Genomic DNA, 18,169 nt, shown 5'->3' with positions numbered 1-18,169 from the left:
CCCCCCCCCCCCCCCCCCCCCCCCCCCCCCCCCCCCCCCCCCCCCCCCCCCCCCCCCCCCCCCCCCCCCCCCCCCCCCCCCCCCCCCCCCCCCCCCCCCCCCCCCCCCCCCGCGTCGGGTCACTGCGCCGGGGGACCCAGCGGGACGGGCTCGGGCCCCGCGACGATCGGCGCGGTCACCGTGCCGATCCGCTCGACCGTCACCGCGACCTCCACACCCGGCCGCAGCCACGGGTGCCGCTCCTCGCCGTGCAGCGACCGCAGCTCCAGCAGGCACCCCGTCCCGACCGTGCCGCTGCCGACGACGTCGCCCGGCCGCAGCTCGGTGCCGCGTGACGCGTAGGCGAGCATCTGCCCGAACGACCAGCGGATGTCGGCCCAGCTGCCGCCGCCCTGCTCCACGCCGTCGACCGCGGCCGCCATCCGCAGCGCGTAACCGGCGCCCGAGCGGTGCGGCTCGAGCTCGTCGGGCGTCACCAGGACCGGGCCGAGCGTCGTCGCGCCGTCCTTGCCCTTGGCGGGGCCGAGGCCGACCTGGGACTCCACGCCCTGCACGTCGCGGGCGCTCCAGTCGACGAACACCGTGTAGCCGGCGATCGCGGCCTCGCCCTGCTCCGGCGTGAGGTCCGACCCGCCCCGGCCGACGACCGCGGCGACCTCCACCTCGTAGTCGAACGCCGCCGAGCCGGGGGAGACCGGCACCGGCTCGCCGGTCCCGCGCACCGCCGCCGGGTTGGTGAAGTAGAAGACCGGCTGCCGGAACCAGACCGGCGAGACCTCCCGGCCGAACGCGGCGGCGGCGTTGCGCGCGTGCTGCTCGAAGGACAGGAAGTCGCGGACCGACGGCGGCCGCGGCACCGGCGCGCGCAGCACCAGCCCGTCCTCCGGCACCACCTCGGCCGGGGTGCGCCCGGCCGCCGCGGCGAGGTCGGGGAGCAGGTCGGCCAGCGCGGCGTCGAACCCGTGCACCTGCCCGTCGCGCAGCAGCCCGGCCCGCTCCGCGCCGTCGGACGGCGAGACGTAGGTGACCCAGCGCATCAGCTCTCCTCCCTCACGCCCGGCAGCCGATGGGGCCGCCGTGGAACGCCACCATGTCCGGCCAGATGCCGGTCAGCGGGAGCCGCTCGCCCGGCGGCCGCCCGTCGAGCTCGGCGTAGGCGCGGTGCAGGTTGCCCACCAGCCGCTCGGACTCCTGCCACCCGGCGTAGGGGTTGTCCGCGTGCCGCCGCGCGGTCTCCAGCGGCGGCCACCCGGCCGCGTGCCCCTCGCGCGCGGTCGCGTCGACGAAGGCCGCGTAGCCGGCCAGCTCGTCGAGCAGCCGGGGGACCTCCTCGCCGCGGCACACCGGGCCGTGCCCGGGCACCAGCACGTCGGGCCCCAGCGCGCGCAGCGCCTCGATCGCCCGGGGGTAACCGGCCACGCTGCCCTCGGCGAGGAACGGCTGGCCGCCGGCGAAGGCGATGTCGCCGGCGAAGGCCACCCGCTGCGCCGGCAGCCACACGACGACGTCGCCGCGGGTGTGCGCCGGCCCGACCGCGTGCAGCTCCACGGCCCGCTCGCCGAGGTGCAGCGTCAGCGCGCCGGTGAACGTGACGTCGGGCGGGCGCACCTCCAGGTGCCCGTAGTCCGGGCCGGTGAGCACCTGCGCGGCCAGCAGCCCGGCGGCGAGCTGGTCCTCCCGCGCGTGCACGTGCCCGACCACCGGCGTCTCGGCGGGCACCAGCCAGTTGCCGAAGGTGTGGTCGCCGTGGTGGTGGGTGTTCACCAGCGCCCGCAGCCGGCCCGGCGCCACCGACCCGACGGCGGCCAGCAGCGCGCGGTTGCGGGCCTCGGTCGAGGTGGTGTCGACCATCAGCCCCGTGCCGTCGTCGCCGGTGACCACGCCGGTGTTGTTGATCATCCAGCTGCCGTCGGGCTGCACGTAGGCGAAGACGCCGGGCGCCACCTGCTCGAGCGCCGCGGCCTCGATCGACGTCGTCACGCCGTCACTCTGCTGGAGCCCAGGTGGCACGGAAAGTCGGCAGGCTCCACGGCTGGGGTGCCCGAGCGAGCTCGTGCTCTGCCCACACCGGCTGGGTAGAGCACGAGCACGCGGCAGGGGACTCAGTCGCCCTTCACGTTCACGATCTGCCGCAGTTGGTGCTTCACCTCCACTAGATCAGCAGCGTCTGACATCACAACGTCAATGCTCTTGTACGCCTCGGGGTGCTCGTCGAGGAAGGCGTCCGAGCGGCCCCAGGCGATGCCGCTCATCCGCCGGTCGAGGTCGGCCCGGCTGAACCGCTTGCGCGCGGCCGACCGGGAGAAAGCCCGCCCGGCACCGTGCGGCGCCGAGGTCAGCGACGCGGCGTCGCCCCTCCCGACGACGACGTAGGACGCGGCACCCATCGAGCCCGGGATGAGGCCCCACTGGCCCGGGCGCGCGGCGATCGCGCCCTTGCGGGACAGCCACACCTCGCGCCCGTAGTGGGTCTCCCGCTCGGTGTAGTTGTGGTGGCACTGCACCACCTGCTCCCGCCGGACCTCCTCGGTGAGGAACCGCGACACCTGGTCGGCGACGCGGTCCATCATCTCCTCGCGGTTGAGCGCGGCGAACCGCTGCGCCCAGCGCAGTGCCTCGACGTACGCGTCGAACTCCGGCTCGCCCTCCTCCAGGTAGGCGAGGTCGCGGTCGGGGACGGCGACGCCGCGGACCCGCGTCCGCTCCTGCGCCACCCGGATGTGCTTCGACGCCAGCTTGTTGCCGACGCCGCGCGAGCCCGAGTGCAGGAAGAGCCACACCCGGTCGGCCTCGTCGAGGGACACCTCGATGAAGTGGTTGCCCGAGCCGAGCGAGCCCAGCTGCAGCGCCCAGTCGCGCACGACGCCGTCGGCCTGGTCGGCGCCCGGCATGCCGCGGAGCTCCTCGACCCGCGGCGCGGCCGTGTCCCGCACCTTCCGGTTGGCGCGGCCGGCCGACAGCGGGATCGCCCGCGAGATCTGCTCGTGCAGCACGGCCAGGTTGTGGCCGCGGACGTCCTCGCCGGTGAACTGCGTGCGCACGGCCATCATCCCGCAGCCGATGTCCACGCCGACCGCCGCCGGGATGATCGCGCCGTCGGTCGGGATGACCGAGCCGACGGTCGCGCCGAGCCCCAGGTGGGCGTCGGGCATGAGCGCCACGTGCGGGTGGATGAACGGGAGCGAGGCGGTGCGCTCGGCCTGCTCGCGGGTCGCGTCCTCGAGGATCGACGCCCAGCTGAGCAGCCTCTCGCTGATCTTCTCCATGGTCCTTTCCGTCTCCAGGGGGGCGGCAGAAATGGCCATTTCTGCCGTTCGGGCCGGGGCAGTCAACGCGCTCGGCTCGCGCAGCGCGAGCGCATTACCCGGGGACCCCGCGGCGGGGAACTCCCTCGGCTTCCGGGCGGCGCGGCACTAGCCTCGGCACCCTCGCGCGACCACCCCGCCGTGGCGCGCGGCGGCCCCCGTCCGCGCCGCGGTGCCCCGCCCACCGTCCGAGGGGAGACCGGGATGACCACGACACTCGGCGCCGCCGAGCTGGCCGAGCGGTACCTGCGCGGCTGGCAGGACCACGACGGGGACGCCGTCGCCGCGACCTTCGCCGACGACGGCGTCTACACCGACCCCTCGTTGCCGGAGCCCCTGCCCAAGGGCGCGGTCGCCGGGTTCGTCTCCGGCTTCCTCGCGGCCTTCCCCGACCTGACGCTGACCGTCGAGGACGTCGTCGGCGAGGGCTCCCGGGCGTACGTCCGCTGGCGCCTGCAGGGCACCAACAGCGGCGTGCTGCCGGGCCTGCCGGCGCCCACCGAGCGCCGGTGTGACCTGACCGGGGTCGACCTGATCGAGACCGGGCCGGCGGGCATCACGCGCGTGGTCGGCTACTTCGACCAGCTCACCCTCCTGCAGCAGCTCGGCCTGCGGTTCGACGTCGTCCCGGCCTGACCGGGGGGAGGCGCCTCCCGGGCCGCCGGCAGCGGCGGTCCGGGACCCCGGCGTGCCGTTTTCGTTCCGCGGGCCCCGGGCAGCCCTCGTGCGACCGCTGGACCCGACAGTGAGGACGCACGCGATGCAGGTCGGACTGAAGCTCGCCACCGAGGCCTTCCCGCCCGAGGAGATCGTCCGCCAGACGGTGCGGGCCGAGGAGGCGGGCTTCGACTTCGTCGAGATGAGCGACCACTACCACCCGTGGCTCGACGTCCAGGGGCACAGCGGCTTCACCTGGTCGATGCTCGGCGCGATGGCCGCGAAGACCGAGCAGATCGGCCTGGTCACCGGCGTGACCTGCCCGATCATCCGGTACCACCCGGCGGTCATCGCCCAGGCCGCGGCCACGGTGCAGATCCTCGCCGAGGGCCGGTTCACCCTCGGCATCGGCGCGGGGGAGCGGCTCAACGAGCACGTCGTCGGCACCGGCTGGCCGGCGGTGCACGTGCGGCACGAGATGCTCCGCGAGGCGCTGCAGATCATCCGGCAGCTCTGGCAGGGCGGCTACCAGACCTTCGAGGGGAAGTACCTGCAAGTCGAGGACGCCCGGGTGTTCGACCTGCCCGACGAGCTCCCGGTCATCGCGGTGGCCAGCGGCGGGCACAACGCCTCGGAGCTGGCCGCCGAGTACGGCGACGGGCTGTTCGCCACCGAGCCGCGCGAGGACCTCGTCGCCGCCTTCCGCGACGCCGGCGGCAAGGGCCCGCTCTACGCCGAGGTGCCGATGGCGTGGGCGCAGGACGAGGAGTCCGCCGTCGAGGAGGCGCTCCGGACCAGCCGCTGGGCGCTCACCGGCTGGAAGGTCATGAGCGAGCTGCCCAACCCGGTCAACTTCGACGCCGCCAGCCAGACGGTGAAGGCCGAGGACATCCGGCAGCAGTTCTCCGTCGGCCCCGACCTCGACGTGCACGTGCAGCAGGCACAGCCCTACGTCGACGCCGGCTTCGACCACCTCGTCCTGCAGAACGTCGGCCCGGACCCCGACGGGTTCATCGACGCCTGTGCCGGCGGGCTCATCGAGCGGGTCAGGGGACTCGCGGCGTCCTGACGCCGTCGTCCCTGCCGGGTTCCGCAACGGACCTGCCAGGGTGCGCGGCGGGCGGGCGGGAGGACGCGACGGCGGGCGCGGCGGCGGCACACTCGCCGACCGTGACCGCACTCCTCCCCGCCCTGCCCGACACCGCCGCCTGCCGCCTCGCCCGGGAGGTGGTGCAGGAGTACAGCTCACCGGCGCTGGTCAACCACTGCCTGCGCTCCTACCTGTGGGCCGCCGACCACGCCGCCCGGCACGGCATCGCCTTCGACGAGGAGCTGCTGTTCGTCGCGGCGATGGTGCACGACCTCGGCCTGGAGCCGGTCTTCGACAGCGCGACCGTGCCGTTCGAGGAGGCCGGCGGGGCGGTCGGCTGGGTGTTCGCCGCGGGCGCGGGCTGGCCGGCCGCGCGGCGGCGCCGGGTCGCGGAGGTCGTCGTCGCGCACATGGCGCCGGAGGTCGACGTCGCCGCCGACCCCGAGGGGCACCTGCTGGAGCTGGCCACCGGCCTCGACATCTCCGGCCGCGACCCGGACGCCTGGCCCGCCGACCTGCGCGCCGCCGTCCTCGCGGAGCACCCGCGGCTGGGCCTCATCGGCGAGTTCGTCGCCTGCTTCGAGGACCAGGCCCGCCGCAAGCCGGACTCGCTGGCCGGCCGGTTCTCCGCGAACGGCTTCGCCGCCCGCGCCCGGGCCAACCCGCTGGACACCCAGGGTCTGTCCTGCGGATCATGTGCGCCCTGACTGCTGCCGGTGTCCCTGAGCGGCCCACTCAGGGACACGGCAGCGACCTGCAGGCTCCCCTGGCACTGCGCCCACCGGACACGGCGGGATCCTCGCCCTGCGCCTACTCGGCAGGACGACATGTGCCGGCCGCATCACCGGCTAGGGGCTCAACTGCTGTTGGATCGCGGCAAGATCGATCCAGGCGCTCTCCCGGCTGATCAGGCCATCGCGGAAGTCGAAGATGTGCAAGAAGCGGGTCTGCACCGGTCGGCCCTGCCCGTCCATACCGAATGGGTGCCCCACCGCGGTGGCGTGCAGGACGGACTCGTCAACTACGTGGTCGGCGCCGTACCGACGGCGGACGGGTTCGAAGCGATCGATCTGCAAGTCAGCGAACAGCGCGCGGTAGAACTGCTCGATCTCTGTCGTACCGTGCAGCGTCGGGCCGGGGCGCCCGACGACGTCGTGCTCGGCATCGGGCTGAAAGCCGGCAACGAGCGCGGCCAGATCGCCGGTCTCCTCCGCTCGGTAGTGGCCGTCGACGAGTTCGTCCATGCGCTCCTGAGACATCTGAGCTCCGGGCACGGGCGCCGTGGTGGTCATGTCGTCCTCCTTGACAAGCCCTCGTCGTCAGGACTCGGCCATGGTGGCCTTCCGAGCAGCTCGCGACCAGCCGCCCTGGCCCCCGACGTGTACCGGTGGGGGCAACCCGGTTGGCCCAGCCATGAGCTGCCTGTTCGGTTGCGTCGCCTCCGGGGTGGCGACCTGTCCCTGAGGCCGCCTTCAGGGACAGGGCGGCGGCGCACGAGATCCGCAGGACAGGCCCTGGTCCCCGCGCGAGCTCGTGCTCTGCGCACAGGTGTGTGCAGAGCACGAGCGTCCGCAGGAGCGGTGGGTCCGTCCTCAGCCGCGGTCGAGCAGGCGCAGCGACGGGCGGCTGGTCAGCCGCTTCTCCAGGCTGACGCAGTGCCGGCCCTCGGGGTCGAGGCGGAAGTCCAGCCGGTCGACCAGCGCCTGCATGAGCGTGAGCCCCGCGCCGCGCTCGCCGTCGAGGCCCGGCCGGGCGGCCGCCTCCGCGTGGTCGAAGCCGGTGCCGTCGTCGACCACGGTGATCCGGCACAGCGCCCGGTCGATCTCCACCGACACCTGGTACCCGGCGTGGTCCCCGGCGTGCTGGACGACGTTCGCGCACGCCTCGGTGAGCGCGAGCGTCGTCTCCTCGACGACGGCCTGCTCGATCCGCAGGTGCTGGAGCGCCTGCCGGCACAGGCCGCGGACGAAGGGCACGCTGTCGACGTCGACGGGCAGCCGGACGGTGAACGCGATGTCCATGCCGAGCCCCCTCCCGTGACGGCGCGTACGCTCCTCGGGTCCGTTCCGGGTACCGAGGGAGCCTGATCGTGCTGTTCGCCGTCGACCGCGTGGCGGTGAACGGGCGGCCCGCGCTGAGGGTACGCGGTGAACTCGACATCGCCACGGTGGCGCTCCTCGCCGCGTACGTCGACGACGAGCTGGCCACCCACCCGCGGTCCCTGGTCATCGACCTGACCGCCACCGTCTTCATGGACTCCTCCGGCGCCCGGCAGCTGGTCCGTACCGCCAAGCAGGCCGCCGCGGCCGGGACCGCGCTGCAGGTCGTCTGCCCGCGGGCCAACCAGCCGGTGCGCATGGTCATCGACCTGCTGGACCTGTCCCGCCTGGTGCCGGTGGTCGAGACGGCGAGCCTGACCGACGGGGAGGTCGGGTCGTAGGGTCGGCCGCGATGACCGCGACCGAGAGCGCCGCCCCGACCCTCCCGTCCCCGGCTCCCGACCCGCTCCGCCGTGTGGTCGACGACGAGGCGCTCGCCCGCTGCGCCGAGGAGCCGATCGCGGTCCCCGGCGCGATCCAGCCGCACGGCGCGCTGCTCGCCGTGACCGAGCCCGACCTCGCCGTCGTCGCCTCGGCCAACGCCGCCGACGTCCTCGGCACCGACCCCACCGGCCGCACGCTGGCCGACCTGCTGACCCCCGCCGAGCTCGACCGGCTCCGGGCGGCGCTGGGCGGGAACCTCGCCGAGGCCGACCCGCTCCGGGTGGCGCCGGCCGGCAGCGAGCTGGACCTGGTCCTCTCCCGCAGCGGCGACCTGCTGGTCACCGAGTGGGAGCCGGTCGCCGGCGCCGGGCAGGCCGGCGCGGCCTGGCACCGCCGGCTGCCGACGGTGCTGCAGCGGCTGTCCGCGCCGACGTCGCTGGAGGGGTTGACCGCCGTGCTGGCCCGCGAGGTGCGGGCGCTGACCGGCTTCGACCGGGTGATGGTCTACCGCTTCGACGCGGAGTGGAACGGCGAGGTGGTCGCCGAGGACCGGCGGGCGGACCTCGAGCCCTTCCTCGGCCTGCACTACCCGGCCGGCGACATCCCCGCCCAGGCCCGCGCCCTCTACGCGACCAACTGGATGCGGCTGATCCCCGACGCCACCTACACGCCGGTGCCGCTGGAGCCGCCGCTGGTCCCCGGGACGGGGCGGCCGCTGGACCTGTCCGGCGCGATGCTGCGCAGCGTCTCGCCGGTGCACCTGGAGTACCTGGCCAACATGGGCGTCACCGCGTCGATGTCGGTGTCACTCATCGACCGCGGCAGGCTCTGGGGCCTGATCTCCTGCCACGGCTACAGCGGCGCGCACCGCCCCTCCTACGCCGACCGCACCGCCGCCGAGTTCCTCGGCCGCACCGCCTCGCTGCTGCTGCACACCACCGTCGAGGCCGGCGAGCGCGACCGGGTGGTCGCCGTCGCGCAGCGGGAGGCCGAGCTGGTGGCCGCGATCGGCCGCACGCCGCGCACCCCCGCGGCCGCGCTCGTCGACGGCGACCTCACCGCGCTGGACCTGCTGCCCGCCGCCGGCGCCGCGGTCCGCCTGGACGGGCGGCTGCACCTGCTGGGGCGCACCCCGCCGGCCGACCGGGTCGCCGCCGTCGTCCCCGCGGTGCTGCGGGCCGGCGGCGCCACCGACCGGCTCACCCTCGCGCTGCCCGGCTTCGACGACCTCGCCGACGACGCCAGCGGCGTGCTCGCCGTCGAGGTCGGCGGCGGTCGCGGCGACTTCCTCGCCTGGTTCCGCCCCGAGACCCCGCGCGAGGTCAGCTGGGGCGGCGACCCGGGGACGTCGAAGGTCACCGACGGGCGGCTGTCCCCGCGCCGGTCGTTCGCCCGCTGGACCGAGACCGTGCGCGGCACCGCCCGGCCCTGGCACGCGCACGAGGTGGTCGCCGCCCGCGCGCTGGCCACCCACCTCGGCGAGGCGGTGCTCGCCCGCGCCGGCGAGGACGACCGGCTCTCGGCCGCGCTGCAGCGCACCCTGCTGCTCGAGGAGCTGCCCAAGGTGCCCGGCGTCGCGCTCGGCGCGCGGTACCGGCCGAGCGAGGCCGACGTCGTCGGCGGCGACTGGTACGACCTGGTGCCGCTGCCCAGCGGGCGGCTGGCCGTGGTGCTCGGCGACGTCGCCGGGCACGGGCTGACCGCCGCCTCGGTCACCGCCCAGCTGCGGCACGCCCTGCGCGCCGCGCTGCTGCGCGACGAGGGCCCGGCCGCGGCGCTGGCCGAGCTCAACCGGCTGGTCGCCGCGCTGCTGCCGGGGGAGATGGCGACCGCGCAGGTCGTCCAGCTGGACCCGCGCAGCGGGGAGCTGGCGCTGGCCAACGCCGGCCACCTGCCCGCCGTGCACGCCCGCGACGGCGCCGCGCGGCTGGTCACCGACGGCCGCGGGCCGGCGCTCGGCCTGCTCGACGACGCCGACTACCCCGAGGTGGCGCTGCGGCTGGACGCCGGCGACCGGCTGCTCCTCTACAGCGACGGCCTGGTCGAGCGGCGCGACCGCCCGCTGCCCGAGGGCATGGAGGCGGTGCGCGCGGCGGTGGCGGGAATCGCCGGGGAGCCGCAGGACGTCGTGGACGGCGTCGTCGCGGCGCTGGACCCGGCGGGCACCGACGACGTCACCGTGGTGGGGCTGGCCCGGGTCTAGCCCGGCGCGCCGCCGCGGACGAGGTAGCGGTAGGCCGGGGAGTCCGGCGCCAGGTGCTGGATGCGCAGCGGGCTGGCGGCGATCCGGTCGAGCAGGCCGGGCAGTGCGGAGGCGGTGCCGAGTTCGATGCCGGTGAGCGCGGCGCCGGTCTCCCGGTTGTCCCGCTTGACGTACTCGAACAGCACGATGTCGTCGTCGGGGCCGAGGACGTCGTCGAGGAAGCGGCGCAGCGCGCCGGGCTCCTGCGGGAACTCGACGAGGAAGTAGTGCTTGAGGCCCTGGTGCACCAGGGAGCGCTCGATGACCTCGGCGTACCGGCTGACGTCGTTGTTGCCGCCGGACAGCACGCAGACCACCGTCTGCCCCGGCTCGACCCGCACGGTGCCGCCGGTGAGCGCGGCCGACGCCAGGGCGCCCGCGGGCTCGGCGATGATCCCGTCGACCTGGTAGAGGTCGAGCATCTCGGTGCAGACCTGCCCCTCGGGCACGGCGACCAGCTCGGCGCCGCAGTCGCGCACCAGCGGGTGGGTGACCGTGCCGGCCCGCCGGACCGCCGCGCCGTCGACGAAGGTGTCGATCTCGGCCAGCTCGACCGGCCGCCCGGCGGCCAGGGCCGCGGCCATGCTCGCCGCCCCGACCGGCTCCACGCCGACCAGCCGGGTGCCGGGGGCGGCCTGCGCCAGCCAGGTGCCGCAGCCGGCCAGCAGCCCGCCGCCGCCGAGCGGCAGGACGACGACGTCGGGTGTCCGGCCGCCGAGCTGGTCGAGCACCTCCACCACGACGGTCGCCTGCCCGACGACGACCGGCCAGGCGTCGAACGCCGGGACCAGCGTGGCGCCGGTCGTGCGGGCGTGTGCCGTGGCGGCGGCCGCGGCGTCGTCGTAGGTGTCGCCGGTGACGACCAGCTCGACGGTGTCGCCGCCGAGGGCCTGGATGCGGGCGCGCTTCTGCCGCGGCGTCGTGCCGGGGACGAAGACCGCGCCGCGCACGCCGAGCGCCCGGCAGGCGTACGCGACGCCCTGGCCGTGGTTGCCCGCGCTGGCGCAGACGACCCCGGCGGCGCGGGCGGCGTCGTCGAGCCGGCTGATCGTGTTGTAGGCGCCGCGGACCTTGTACGAGCGGCCGACCTGCAGGTCCTCCCGCTTGAGCCGGACGTCGGCGCCGGTGAGCGCGGACAGTCGCTCGTTGCGCTGCAGCGGCGTGCGCTCGGCGACCCCGGCCAGCCGGCCGACCGCGTCGCGCACGTCGGCGGCGAAGTCCCGGATCGCGGTCGCCTCGGTCGTCCCGGCGGTGCTCACGGTGCTCCATCCTGCTCCGGCGGCAGAAATGGCCATTTCTGCCGCCCTCAGGCGGTGAGGCGGCCGTCGTCGCCGACGGTGACGCGGCCGGCGGCGGTGACGCGGGCCAGCGCCCCGGCCAGCAGCGGGGCCAGCGACGGCGTGCGGCGGCGGTAGCCGAACACCTCGGCGGTGCGCAGGAACAGCTCGTCCTGGGTCAGCCCGCCGGGCGCGCGGCACAGCGCGACCATCGCGTTGCCGACCTCCTGCACCGGCACCTGCTCGAGCGGGCGCGCGGTGCTGGCGGTCTGGCGGCGGAACGTGGTCCAGGTCTGCCGGTCCAGCGTCTCGGGCCAGACGACGTCGCCGTCGAGCGAGCCCTCGGGCAGCAGGGCCAGCAGCGCGTCGCGGCGGGCCTCGCTCACCCGGGTCAGCCCGAACGCGCCGGCGGTCAGCCGGACGAGGCGGTCGCGGTGCACCGGCCCCTCGGCCCTGACCCCGGCGGTGAGGACGCGCCTGACCAGGCGGACGTTGCGCGGGTCGGCCAGGCCGTCGAGGACCTTGCGGTCGCCCGCGGGCTTGGGCGCCCACGCGCGGAAGCGCAGCTCCTGCGTGGGCTCCTCGACGGGGTCGGGGACGACGGTCAGCGGCACCGGGGTCACCGGCGTCGTGACCACCGGGGCCTCGACCGGCGCGTGCCGCGGCACCGGCAGCGCGGTGACGGCGGCGGACACCATCGAGCGCAGCGTCGGCAGCCCGCGCGGCTCGGGGTCGGGCTCCGGCCCGGCGGCGGGCCCGGGCTCCGGCTCGGCGACGGGGAGCTCGACGACGGGAGCGGGGGCGTCGTCCACCACGCTCAGCGCGGCGGCCGGGGGAGCGGGCGCCGGCTCGGGGACCGCGGCCACCGCGGCGACCAGGCGGTCGAGGACGGCGTCGCGCTCGCGCAGCCACGAGGGCAGCCACACCCGCTCGACCGCGGGCCAGCCGAGCATCCCGGACAGCACCTCGACCGGCAGGCCGTCGCGGTCGCCGACGGTGCGGCGGCGCGCCCACTCGGGGCCGTCGAGCAGCACCGCCACGACCGGGCTGTCCGGCGCGGAGGGCCGGGCCACGGACAGGTCGACGCGGAACTCCGACAGGCCGACGTCGGTGCGCACCGCCAGCCCCCGCTCGCGCAGCGCCGCGGCGATCTCCTCGCGGTGCCGGTCGGGCACGGACGGCCGCCGGGCCTCGCGGGGCAGCGCGTCGGTGCCGAGCGCCGCCAGGTCGAGGTAGGCGCGCAGGTGCTTGATGCCCAGCGACGAGGTCTGCTCCGCGCGCAGCGCCGACGGGTCGAAGGAGGAGAAGACGACGACCTGCCGCCGGGCGCGGGTGATCGCCACGTTGAGCCGGCGCTCGCCGCCCACCCGGTTGAGCGGGCCGAAGTTCAGCGGCAGCACGCCGCGGTCGTCGGGGCTGAAGCCGGTGGAGAACAGCACGACGTCGCGCTCGTCGCCCTGCACGTTCTCCAGGTTCTTGACGAACAGGCCCTCGCCGTCGGTGCGGTCCAGCGCCTCGGCCAGCCGCTCGTCGCCGGCGTCGCGCAGCAGCGACTCGATGTAGGCCCGCTGCTGGGCGTTGAAGGTGACCACGCCGATCGACGGCACCGCGTCCGGCGAGGCGTCGAAGCGGCGGCGGACCTCGGCGACGACCGCCTTGGCCTCCATCGGGTTGGTCCGCAGCAGCCGGCCGGCGCCGGCGCGGTGGAAGGTGCCCTGCACCCGGACCAGCGAGATGCCGCGGCCGCCGACGTCGGCCGAGGGCCGCCCGTGGGTGGGCGCCGGGAACGACGACAGCCGGTTGTCGTAGTAGTGCGCGTTGCTGAACGCGATCAGCGACTCGTCGTGGCTGCGGTAGTGCCAGGACAGCCAGTGCCGCGGCACCCGCGCCTGCACGCACTCGGAGAGGATCGACTCCTCGTCCTCGACGGCGGTGCCCAGCAGCTCGGCGAGCTCGTCGTCGAGGACGGACACCGGCTCGGCGAACGACGTCGGCGGCATCTGCTCGCTGTCGCCCACGACCACGGCCGCCCTCGCCCGGCCCAGCGCGCCGACGGCGTCGGCGACGCGGATCTGCGAGGCCTCGTCGAAGACCACGAGGTCGAACAGCCCGGCCTTCGCGGGGAAGAACCGCGCCACCGAGTCGGGGCTGACCAGCACGCACGGCATGACCGCGGTGACCAGGTCGCCGTACTCGGCGAGCAGCGCGCGCACGCCCGGGCCGCGGCGGGAGCGGCCGAGCTCGCGCTGCAGCGCGCCGAGCCGGTCGTCGGCGTCGCCGAGGTCCCGGCCGGCGAGCACCTCGGCCGGCAGCGCGGCGGTCAGGTGCCGGCGCACCGCCCGGGAGGCGGCGGTGAACCGGGTGATCGCCTTCCCGTGCGCGGCCTCGTCGAAGCCGTCCAGCCCGGTGGCGGCGCGGCGCTCGGCCGTCGACGCGGCGGCCAGGCCGTGCTCGAACGCGCGCGGGGCGTCCTCGGCGGGCAGCCGGCCCGACACCAGCGCGGCGCGGGCCTCGGTCAGCCCGGCGGCGCGCAGCGGCTCCAGGGTGTCGAGGAACTCCGCCCAGCGGCGCAGCGAGATCAGCCCGCTGTGCTCGACGCCGCGCTCGGGGCGGGTCATCGCCCAGCGCAGCACCACGCCGTCGTCGCCGCACCAGGCGGCCAGCGCGGCCGGGGTGCTGGAGCAGACGCGCAGCAGCGCGTCGAGCCCGTCGCGCAGCCGGAGGACGGCGGTGGCCGCGGCGGCGTCCGGCCCGGGACCGGCGACGACGTGGCGGCGCAGCGCGACGGCGAACTCGCGGGCGCTGTCGACGACCGCGCCGGCGCGGCGCAGCCAGGCGACCTGCCCGTCGAGCAGCGTCGGGGCCAGCAGCGGGTTCCAGCCGGCCGGCACCGAGAGCCCGGGGATCACCGAGGCGCGGGCGGCGAGGCCGGCGGCGGCGGTCTGCAGCCGCCACAGCGAGGCGGTGAGCTCGGCGACGTCGCGCAGCTTGACCGTCACGCCCGGGCGCAGCACCGGCGCGAGCTGCGCCCGCACCGCGCGCAGCCCCTGCCGGCGGGCCCACCAGCGGGCGGCCTGCGCGGTCTGGGCGGCGACGTAGAGGTCGGCCAGCGGCAGCGCCAGCGCCTCGGGGATCGCGAGCTCCAGCCCGGGGTGGACGGCGGAGGTGAAGGCGGCGACCTCGCCGAGCACCGCCGCCGTCGCGGTCGTCCAGCGCTCGGTGGGCACCTCGTCGAGGACGTCGAGGCCCACCGCGGGACCGGACAGCAGGTGGGCGAGGTCGTCGAGGTCGCCGGGGGTGCGGACCTCGCGCAGCGCCCGCGCCAGGTGCTCCTCGGCCGGCAGCGCGCGCATGGCGGCGTCCACCTCGGCGGCGGCGGCCTGGGCGGCGCGCAGGTCGACCCGCGCGGTGTCGACGAACGCCCACGGGTGCCGCGGCGAGGGGCGGACCAGGTCGGCGACGTCGGGCAGCAGCGCCAGCGCGCGGCGCACCTCGGCCAGCGTCGCGGCGGGCGCGGCGGCGGCGAAGGTCTGCGGCACCGGCAGCTGCGGGACGTCACCGCCGAGCGCGAGCTGCGCGGTCCGCGCGGAGTAGTAGGACAGGCCCGCGGCGTTCGGCGCGTGCAGCCGGTCGGCGTAGCGGGCCAGCGTGCGGCGGGCGGCGCGCAGGTCGTCGCCGTCGGCGGCCAGGCCCTGCTCGTCGACGGCGACCGCGTGGTCCAGCGCCGCGCGCACCCGGGCGCGGACCTCCGCGGCGCGGGCGCCCCGGTCGTGCAGGTCGAGGGCGAACGGGCCCATGCCGACCGCCTCGAGCCGCCGGGCGACGACGTCGAGCGCGGCCCGCTTCTCGGCCACGAACAGCACCCGCTTGCCGTCGGCGACCGCGCGGGTGAGCAGGTTGGTGATGGTCTGCGACTTGCCGGTGCCGGGCGGGCCCTCCAGCACGAACGTGCGCCCGGCGACGCCCTCGGCCACCGCGCGCAGCTGCGAGGCGTCGGCGGGGACGGGGCAGCGGGCGGCCAGCTCGTCGAGGTCGACGTCGGCGGCCGCGGCCGGCACCGGGTCGGCGAACGCCTCGGTCGGGGCGTGCACGAGGTGGTGCACCAGCGGGTTGGCGGTGAGCTCGGCCCAGTGCTCGTCGAGGTCGCGCCACAGCCGGTACTTGGCGAACTGCAGGACGGCGAGGTCGGCGGTGGCCTCGACGCGGAACGGCAGCCCGGCGTCGGCCAGCGCCTGGCGGACGGCGGTCAGGGCGGTGTCGACGTCGACGCCCTCGCCGTCCAGCCCCGGGACCGTCAGGCCGTGCACCTGGCGCAGCTTCTCCAGCAGGCACCAGTTGGGGCTGGCGGCGGAGGACTCGTCGGCGGAGAGCCGGTAGGCGCCGGTGCGGCCGGCGGGGGAGAGGACCACCGGCAGCAGCACCAGTGGCGAGCGCAGCGACCGGCCGTCGAGCTCCCAGGCCAGGCTGCCGATGGCGACGTAGAGGTTGTTGGCGCCGGTCTCCTCGCGGACGGTCCGCGCCCGGTGCGCCAGCCCGCGCAGCCGGGGCAGGTAGCCGCCCTCGGTGACGTCGGCGTGCACCGCGTGGCGCTCGACCAGCGTCTCGCCGAGCAGGCCGACCGGCAGCTCGCGGGCCGAGCGCACGCCGCGCTCGACGTGCACGGCGGCCAGCCGGTCGCCCGGCAGCAGGGTGACGGCGTCGTCGCCGGTGAGCAGGTCGGCCAGGCCCGCGAGGTAGGCGTCGGGGACGACCAGCGGCAGGCCGGCGCCCTCGGTGTAGTTGATCAGCCGGTTGCGCAGGCTGAGGTCGAGCAGGCTGTTCTTCCACTGCTGCACCCGCGGCGGCACGCCCGGGCGGCCGCCGGCGACCGGCGCGGCGTGCCGGCCGGCCGGGCGGGCGGCGGGGTCGTGCTCGGCGGCGCGGTACTCGATGACCTGCACCGAGCCGTCCGGGCCGCGGGTGCGGGCGGGCAGCGGCAGGATGCCGTCGCGGCGGGCGCGGTGGACGTCGGTGACGCCGACGACGCGGTCCAGCGCACCGGGCAGCCAGGAGTCGTAGGCGGCGCGGTGCAGCAGCTCGGCGTCGGGGTCCTCGGCGCTGCGGCTGGTGAGCAGCGTCGTCTCCACCAGCCGCACCAGGCCGAGGTCGACCAGGTTCACCAGCGGCGCGACGTCGGTGGTGGCCGCGCTCTCCGCGCTGCGCTCCTCCCGCCAGTAGCCGAGGAAGGCGTGCCCCTCGGCCACCCACAGCAGCGGCCGGACGCCGGCGGCCTCGAGCGCGGCGGCGAGCACGACGACGGTGTCCAGGCAGGTGCCGACCCGGCCGTCGAGGACGTCGCCCGGGGTGCGCACCTTCTGGCCGATGTCGGCCCAGCTCGCCGGGGGCTCGCTGTAGCGGATGCCTCGGGCGCGCGCGGCGGCGGCGACCGCGGCGACGATCTCGTCGACCCGCTCGGGCCCGGCCTGGTAGCCCTGCACCGACGGGTCGTCGGTGCGCGCCTCGAGCACCGCGGCGGCCTCGGCCAGCAGCGCGGTCACCGCGGGGTGGTTGGGCAGGACGTGCGCGGCGAGCATCTCCAGCGCCAGCGGCACCGGGGTGGCCAGCCACTGGCTGGCGGCGAGCACCTGCACCGGCACGGCGGTGCCGGCGACGTCCACGCCGTCGACGGCGACGTCGATCTCGATCGAGCCGGGCCGCTGCTCCTCGATCTGCAGCATCGCGGCGGGGTCCATGACCAGGCCGACGTCGCTGAGCACGGTGGTGGTGCCGGCGTCGAGGTCGACCAGCAGCTCGACCGGGCTGCCGATGGGGCCCTCGGCGTCCTGGACGCCCAGGCGCACGGTGGCGCCGCGGACCGCCGCGCCGTGGTTGGTGAACGCCAGCCGCGACACGACCGGGACGCGGTTGTGCGCGAGGGCGTAGGAGAGCACCGGCGTGCTGGTGGCGGAGATCGCCACGGCAGCCCGGACCCCGTCGTGCGGATGCGGGCGGGTGTCCGTGGTGCTCATGGCCTCCTGTCTACCGGTCCGGACGGACCGGTCCGGTCATCCGCGTGGAGCGTCTGGGGCGGGTGTGACGGGAGGGCCGAGACGTTGCCGGGCGGGCGCTCGCGGCTGCCGAGGAGGGGTCTCCGGGGGCTCCTCAGCCGGCGAAGCGCTGCTCGAGGTCCTGCACCTCGGGGAGGCCCACGAGGTCGGTGAACTCGCCGAAGGTGGGCAGCCCGTCCAGCGGCGGGACGCCCTGCTGCCGCAGCGACGCCAGCAACGAGCGGACGCCGGCGGTGGCGGCCAGCAGCGTGCCGATCGGGTAGATCACCAGGGCGAAGCCGAGCTCGGCCATGCGCTCCAGCGACAGCGGCGGCGTGCGCCCGCCCTCGGCCCAGTTGAAGACCAGCGGGGCCACCCCGGCCAGCTCGCCGGCGATCCGCTCGACGTCGGCCTCGTTGGTCGGCGCCTCGACGAAGAGCAGGTCGGCGCCGGCCCCGGCGTAGGCGCGGGCGCGGGCCAGCGCGTCGTCGACCCCGGTGACGGCGACGGCGTCGGTGCGCGCGATCAGCACCAGGTCCGGGTCGCGCCGGGCGGCCGCGGCGGCGCGGATCTTGCCGGCCATCTCCCCGGTGCCGATCAGCGCCTTGCCGCTCATGTGCCCGCACTTCTTGGGCATCACCTGGTCCTCGAGCTGGATGCCGGCCACCCCGGCCTGCTCGTAGAGCTGCACCGTGCGGACGACGTTGATCGCGTTGCCGTAACCGGTGTCGGCGTCGGCGATCACCGGGAGGTCGACGGCGGCGGCGATCCGGCGCGCGTTGTCGACCATCTCCGCGCCCGACAGCAACCCGACGTCGGGCCGGCCGAGCAGCCCCGCGGTCGTCCCGAACCCGGTCATGTAGACGGCGTCGAAGCCGGCCTGCTCGACCAGCCGGGCGGTCAGCGCGTCGTAGGCGCCCGGCGCCATCAGGGGTCCCGGGCCGGCGAGCAGTTCGCGCAGCCGGGCCCGCGGGGCTCGCGCACCGCTCAGCAGATCCGCCACGGTGGCCTCCTCGTGTGTCGTCCCCGTTCCCGCCCGGTTGCATACAGCGACCGGCGCAGCGGCTGTGGGTCACCGCGAGTCTGCAC

The 18,169-nt window shown here is 76.3% G+C and carries 13 protein-coding genes; 5 read left to right on the top strand and 8 right to left on the bottom strand.

What is annotated here, in order from left to right; genetic code table 11:
- Window positions 1-119: 119 nt before the first annotated feature.
- The 3 genes from ACI8AR_RS15900 to ACI8AR_RS15890 form a co-directional block, all read right to left on the bottom strand.
- The gene (locus ACI8AR_RS15900; protein WP_457051890.1) at window positions 120-1,037 is read right to left on the bottom strand and encodes a fumarylacetoacetate hydrolase family protein; all 918 of its coding nucleotides are present in this window, start codon (window positions 1,035-1,037) and stop codon (window positions 120-122) included.
- Window positions 1,038-1,050: 13 nt separating this feature from the next.
- On the bottom strand, window positions 1,051-1,980 hold the full coding sequence (locus ACI8AR_RS15895; RefSeq protein ID WP_457051889.1) for an MBL fold metallo-hydrolase: 930 nt from the start codon (window positions 1,978-1,980) through the stop codon (window positions 1,051-1,053).
- Window positions 1,981-2,102: 122 nt separating this feature from the next.
- Window positions 2,103-3,266: an RtcB family protein gene (locus tag ACI8AR_RS15890; protein WP_457051888.1), complete on the bottom strand. Its 1,164-nt coding sequence runs from the start codon at window positions 3,264-3,266 to the stop codon at window positions 2,103-2,105.
- 243 nt (window positions 3,267-3,509) lie between these two features.
- Between ACI8AR_RS15890 and ACI8AR_RS15885 the strand changes: the two genes are divergently transcribed.
- From ACI8AR_RS15885 to ACI8AR_RS15875, 3 genes are all read left to right on the top strand, one after another.
- Entirely contained in the window at window positions 3,510-3,941 is a 432-nt protein-coding gene (locus ACI8AR_RS15885) for an ester cyclase (RefSeq protein ID WP_457051887.1), read from the top strand.
- A 124-nt stretch (window positions 3,942-4,065) separates the two neighbouring features.
- Window positions 4,066-5,031: a TIGR03557 family F420-dependent LLM class oxidoreductase gene (locus ACI8AR_RS15880; RefSeq protein WP_457051886.1), complete on the top strand. Its 966-nt coding sequence runs from the start codon at window positions 4,066-4,068 to the stop codon at window positions 5,029-5,031.
- 101 nt (window positions 5,032-5,132) lie between these two features.
- The gene (locus tag ACI8AR_RS15875) at window positions 5,133-5,759 is read left to right on the top strand and encodes an HD domain-containing protein (RefSeq protein WP_457051885.1); all 627 of its coding nucleotides are present in this window, start codon (window positions 5,133-5,135) and stop codon (window positions 5,757-5,759) included.
- A gap of 141 nt (window positions 5,760-5,900) precedes the next feature.
- Here the strand turns inward: ACI8AR_RS15875 and ACI8AR_RS15870 are convergent, their stop codons facing one another.
- Both ACI8AR_RS15870 and ACI8AR_RS15865 read right to left on the bottom strand, forming a co-directional pair.
- Window positions 5,901-6,344, bottom strand: a complete 444-nt coding sequence (locus ACI8AR_RS15870; protein WP_457051884.1) for a nuclear transport factor 2 family protein — start codon at window positions 6,342-6,344, stop codon at window positions 5,901-5,903.
- A 300-nt stretch (window positions 6,345-6,644) separates the two neighbouring features.
- Window positions 6,645-7,073: an ATP-binding protein gene (locus ACI8AR_RS15865; RefSeq protein WP_457051883.1), complete on the bottom strand. Its 429-nt coding sequence runs from the start codon at window positions 7,071-7,073 to the stop codon at window positions 6,645-6,647.
- Window positions 7,074-7,141: 68 nt separating this feature from the next.
- On the opposite strand from ACI8AR_RS15865, the gene ACI8AR_RS15860 reads away from it, so the two are divergent.
- Both ACI8AR_RS15860 and ACI8AR_RS15855 read left to right on the top strand, forming a co-directional pair.
- Window positions 7,142-7,492 carry an STAS domain-containing protein gene (locus tag ACI8AR_RS15860; protein WP_457051882.1) on the top strand — a complete coding sequence of 117 codons (351 nt, stop codon included), beginning with the start codon at window positions 7,142-7,144 and terminating at the stop codon, window positions 7,490-7,492.
- Between the two features lie 11 nt (window positions 7,493-7,503).
- Window positions 7,504-9,738, top strand: coding sequence for a SpoIIE family protein phosphatase (locus ACI8AR_RS15855; RefSeq protein ID WP_457051881.1), 2,235 nt, complete (start codon window positions 7,504-7,506; stop codon window positions 9,736-9,738).
- Here ACI8AR_RS15855 and ilvA read toward each other — a convergent pair.
- The 3 genes from ilvA to ACI8AR_RS15840 all read right to left on the bottom strand — a co-directional run bounded on the left by ilvA (window position 9,735) and on the right by ACI8AR_RS15840 (window position 18,083).
- On the bottom strand, window positions 9,735-11,036 hold the full coding sequence (ilvA, locus tag ACI8AR_RS15850) for a threonine ammonia-lyase IlvA (protein WP_457051880.1): 1,302 nt from the start codon (window positions 11,034-11,036) through the stop codon (window positions 9,735-9,737). The two genes, ACI8AR_RS15855 and ilvA, sit on opposite strands and share 4 nt — an antisense overlap.
- A 47-nt stretch (window positions 11,037-11,083) precedes the next feature.
- The gene (locus ACI8AR_RS15845) at window positions 11,084-17,062 is read right to left on the bottom strand and encodes a DUF4011 domain-containing protein (protein WP_457051879.1); all 5,979 of its coding nucleotides are present in this window, start codon (window positions 17,060-17,062) and stop codon (window positions 11,084-11,086) included.
- Between the two features lie 133 nt (window positions 17,063-17,195).
- A complete protein-coding gene (locus ACI8AR_RS15840; RefSeq protein ID WP_457051878.1) occupies window positions 17,196-18,083 on the bottom strand; it encodes an isocitrate lyase/PEP mutase family protein in 888 nt (295 codons plus the stop codon).
- Between the last annotated feature and the right edge of the window lie 86 nt (window positions 18,084-18,169).

It is taken from the genome of Geodermatophilus sp. SYSU D01036, from assembly GCF_054050435.1.
This window is presented reverse-complemented; position numbering and strand designations above follow the sequence as displayed.

Coding starts and splice junctions, on each gene's coding strand:
- ACI8AR_RS15900 (WP_457051890.1), bottom strand. CDS start 1,037: ATGCGCTGGGTCACCTACGTCTCGCCGTCCGACGGCGCGGAGCGGGCC.
- ACI8AR_RS15890 (WP_457051888.1), bottom strand. CDS start 3,266: ATGGAGAAGATCAGCGAGAGGCTGCTCAGCTGGGCGTCGATCCTCGAG.
- ACI8AR_RS15885 (WP_457051887.1), top strand. CDS start 3,510: ATGACCACGACACTCGGCGCCGCCGAGCTGGCCGAGCGGTACCTGCGC.
- ACI8AR_RS15880 (WP_457051886.1), top strand. CDS start 4,066: ATGCAGGTCGGACTGAAGCTCGCCACCGAGGCCTTCCCGCCCGAGGAG.
- ACI8AR_RS15870 (WP_457051884.1), bottom strand. CDS start 6,344: ATGACCACCACGGCGCCCGTGCCCGGAGCTCAGATGTCTCAGGAGCGC.
- ACI8AR_RS15865 (WP_457051883.1), bottom strand. CDS start 7,073: ATGGACATCGCGTTCACCGTCCGGCTGCCCGTCGACGTCGACAGCGTG.
- ACI8AR_RS15855 (WP_457051881.1), top strand. CDS start 7,504: ATGACCGCGACCGAGAGCGCCGCCCCGACCCTCCCGTCCCCGGCTCCC.
- ACI8AR_RS15845 (WP_457051879.1), bottom strand. CDS start 17,062: ATGAGCACCACGGACACCCGCCCGCATCCGCACGACGGGGTCCGGGCT.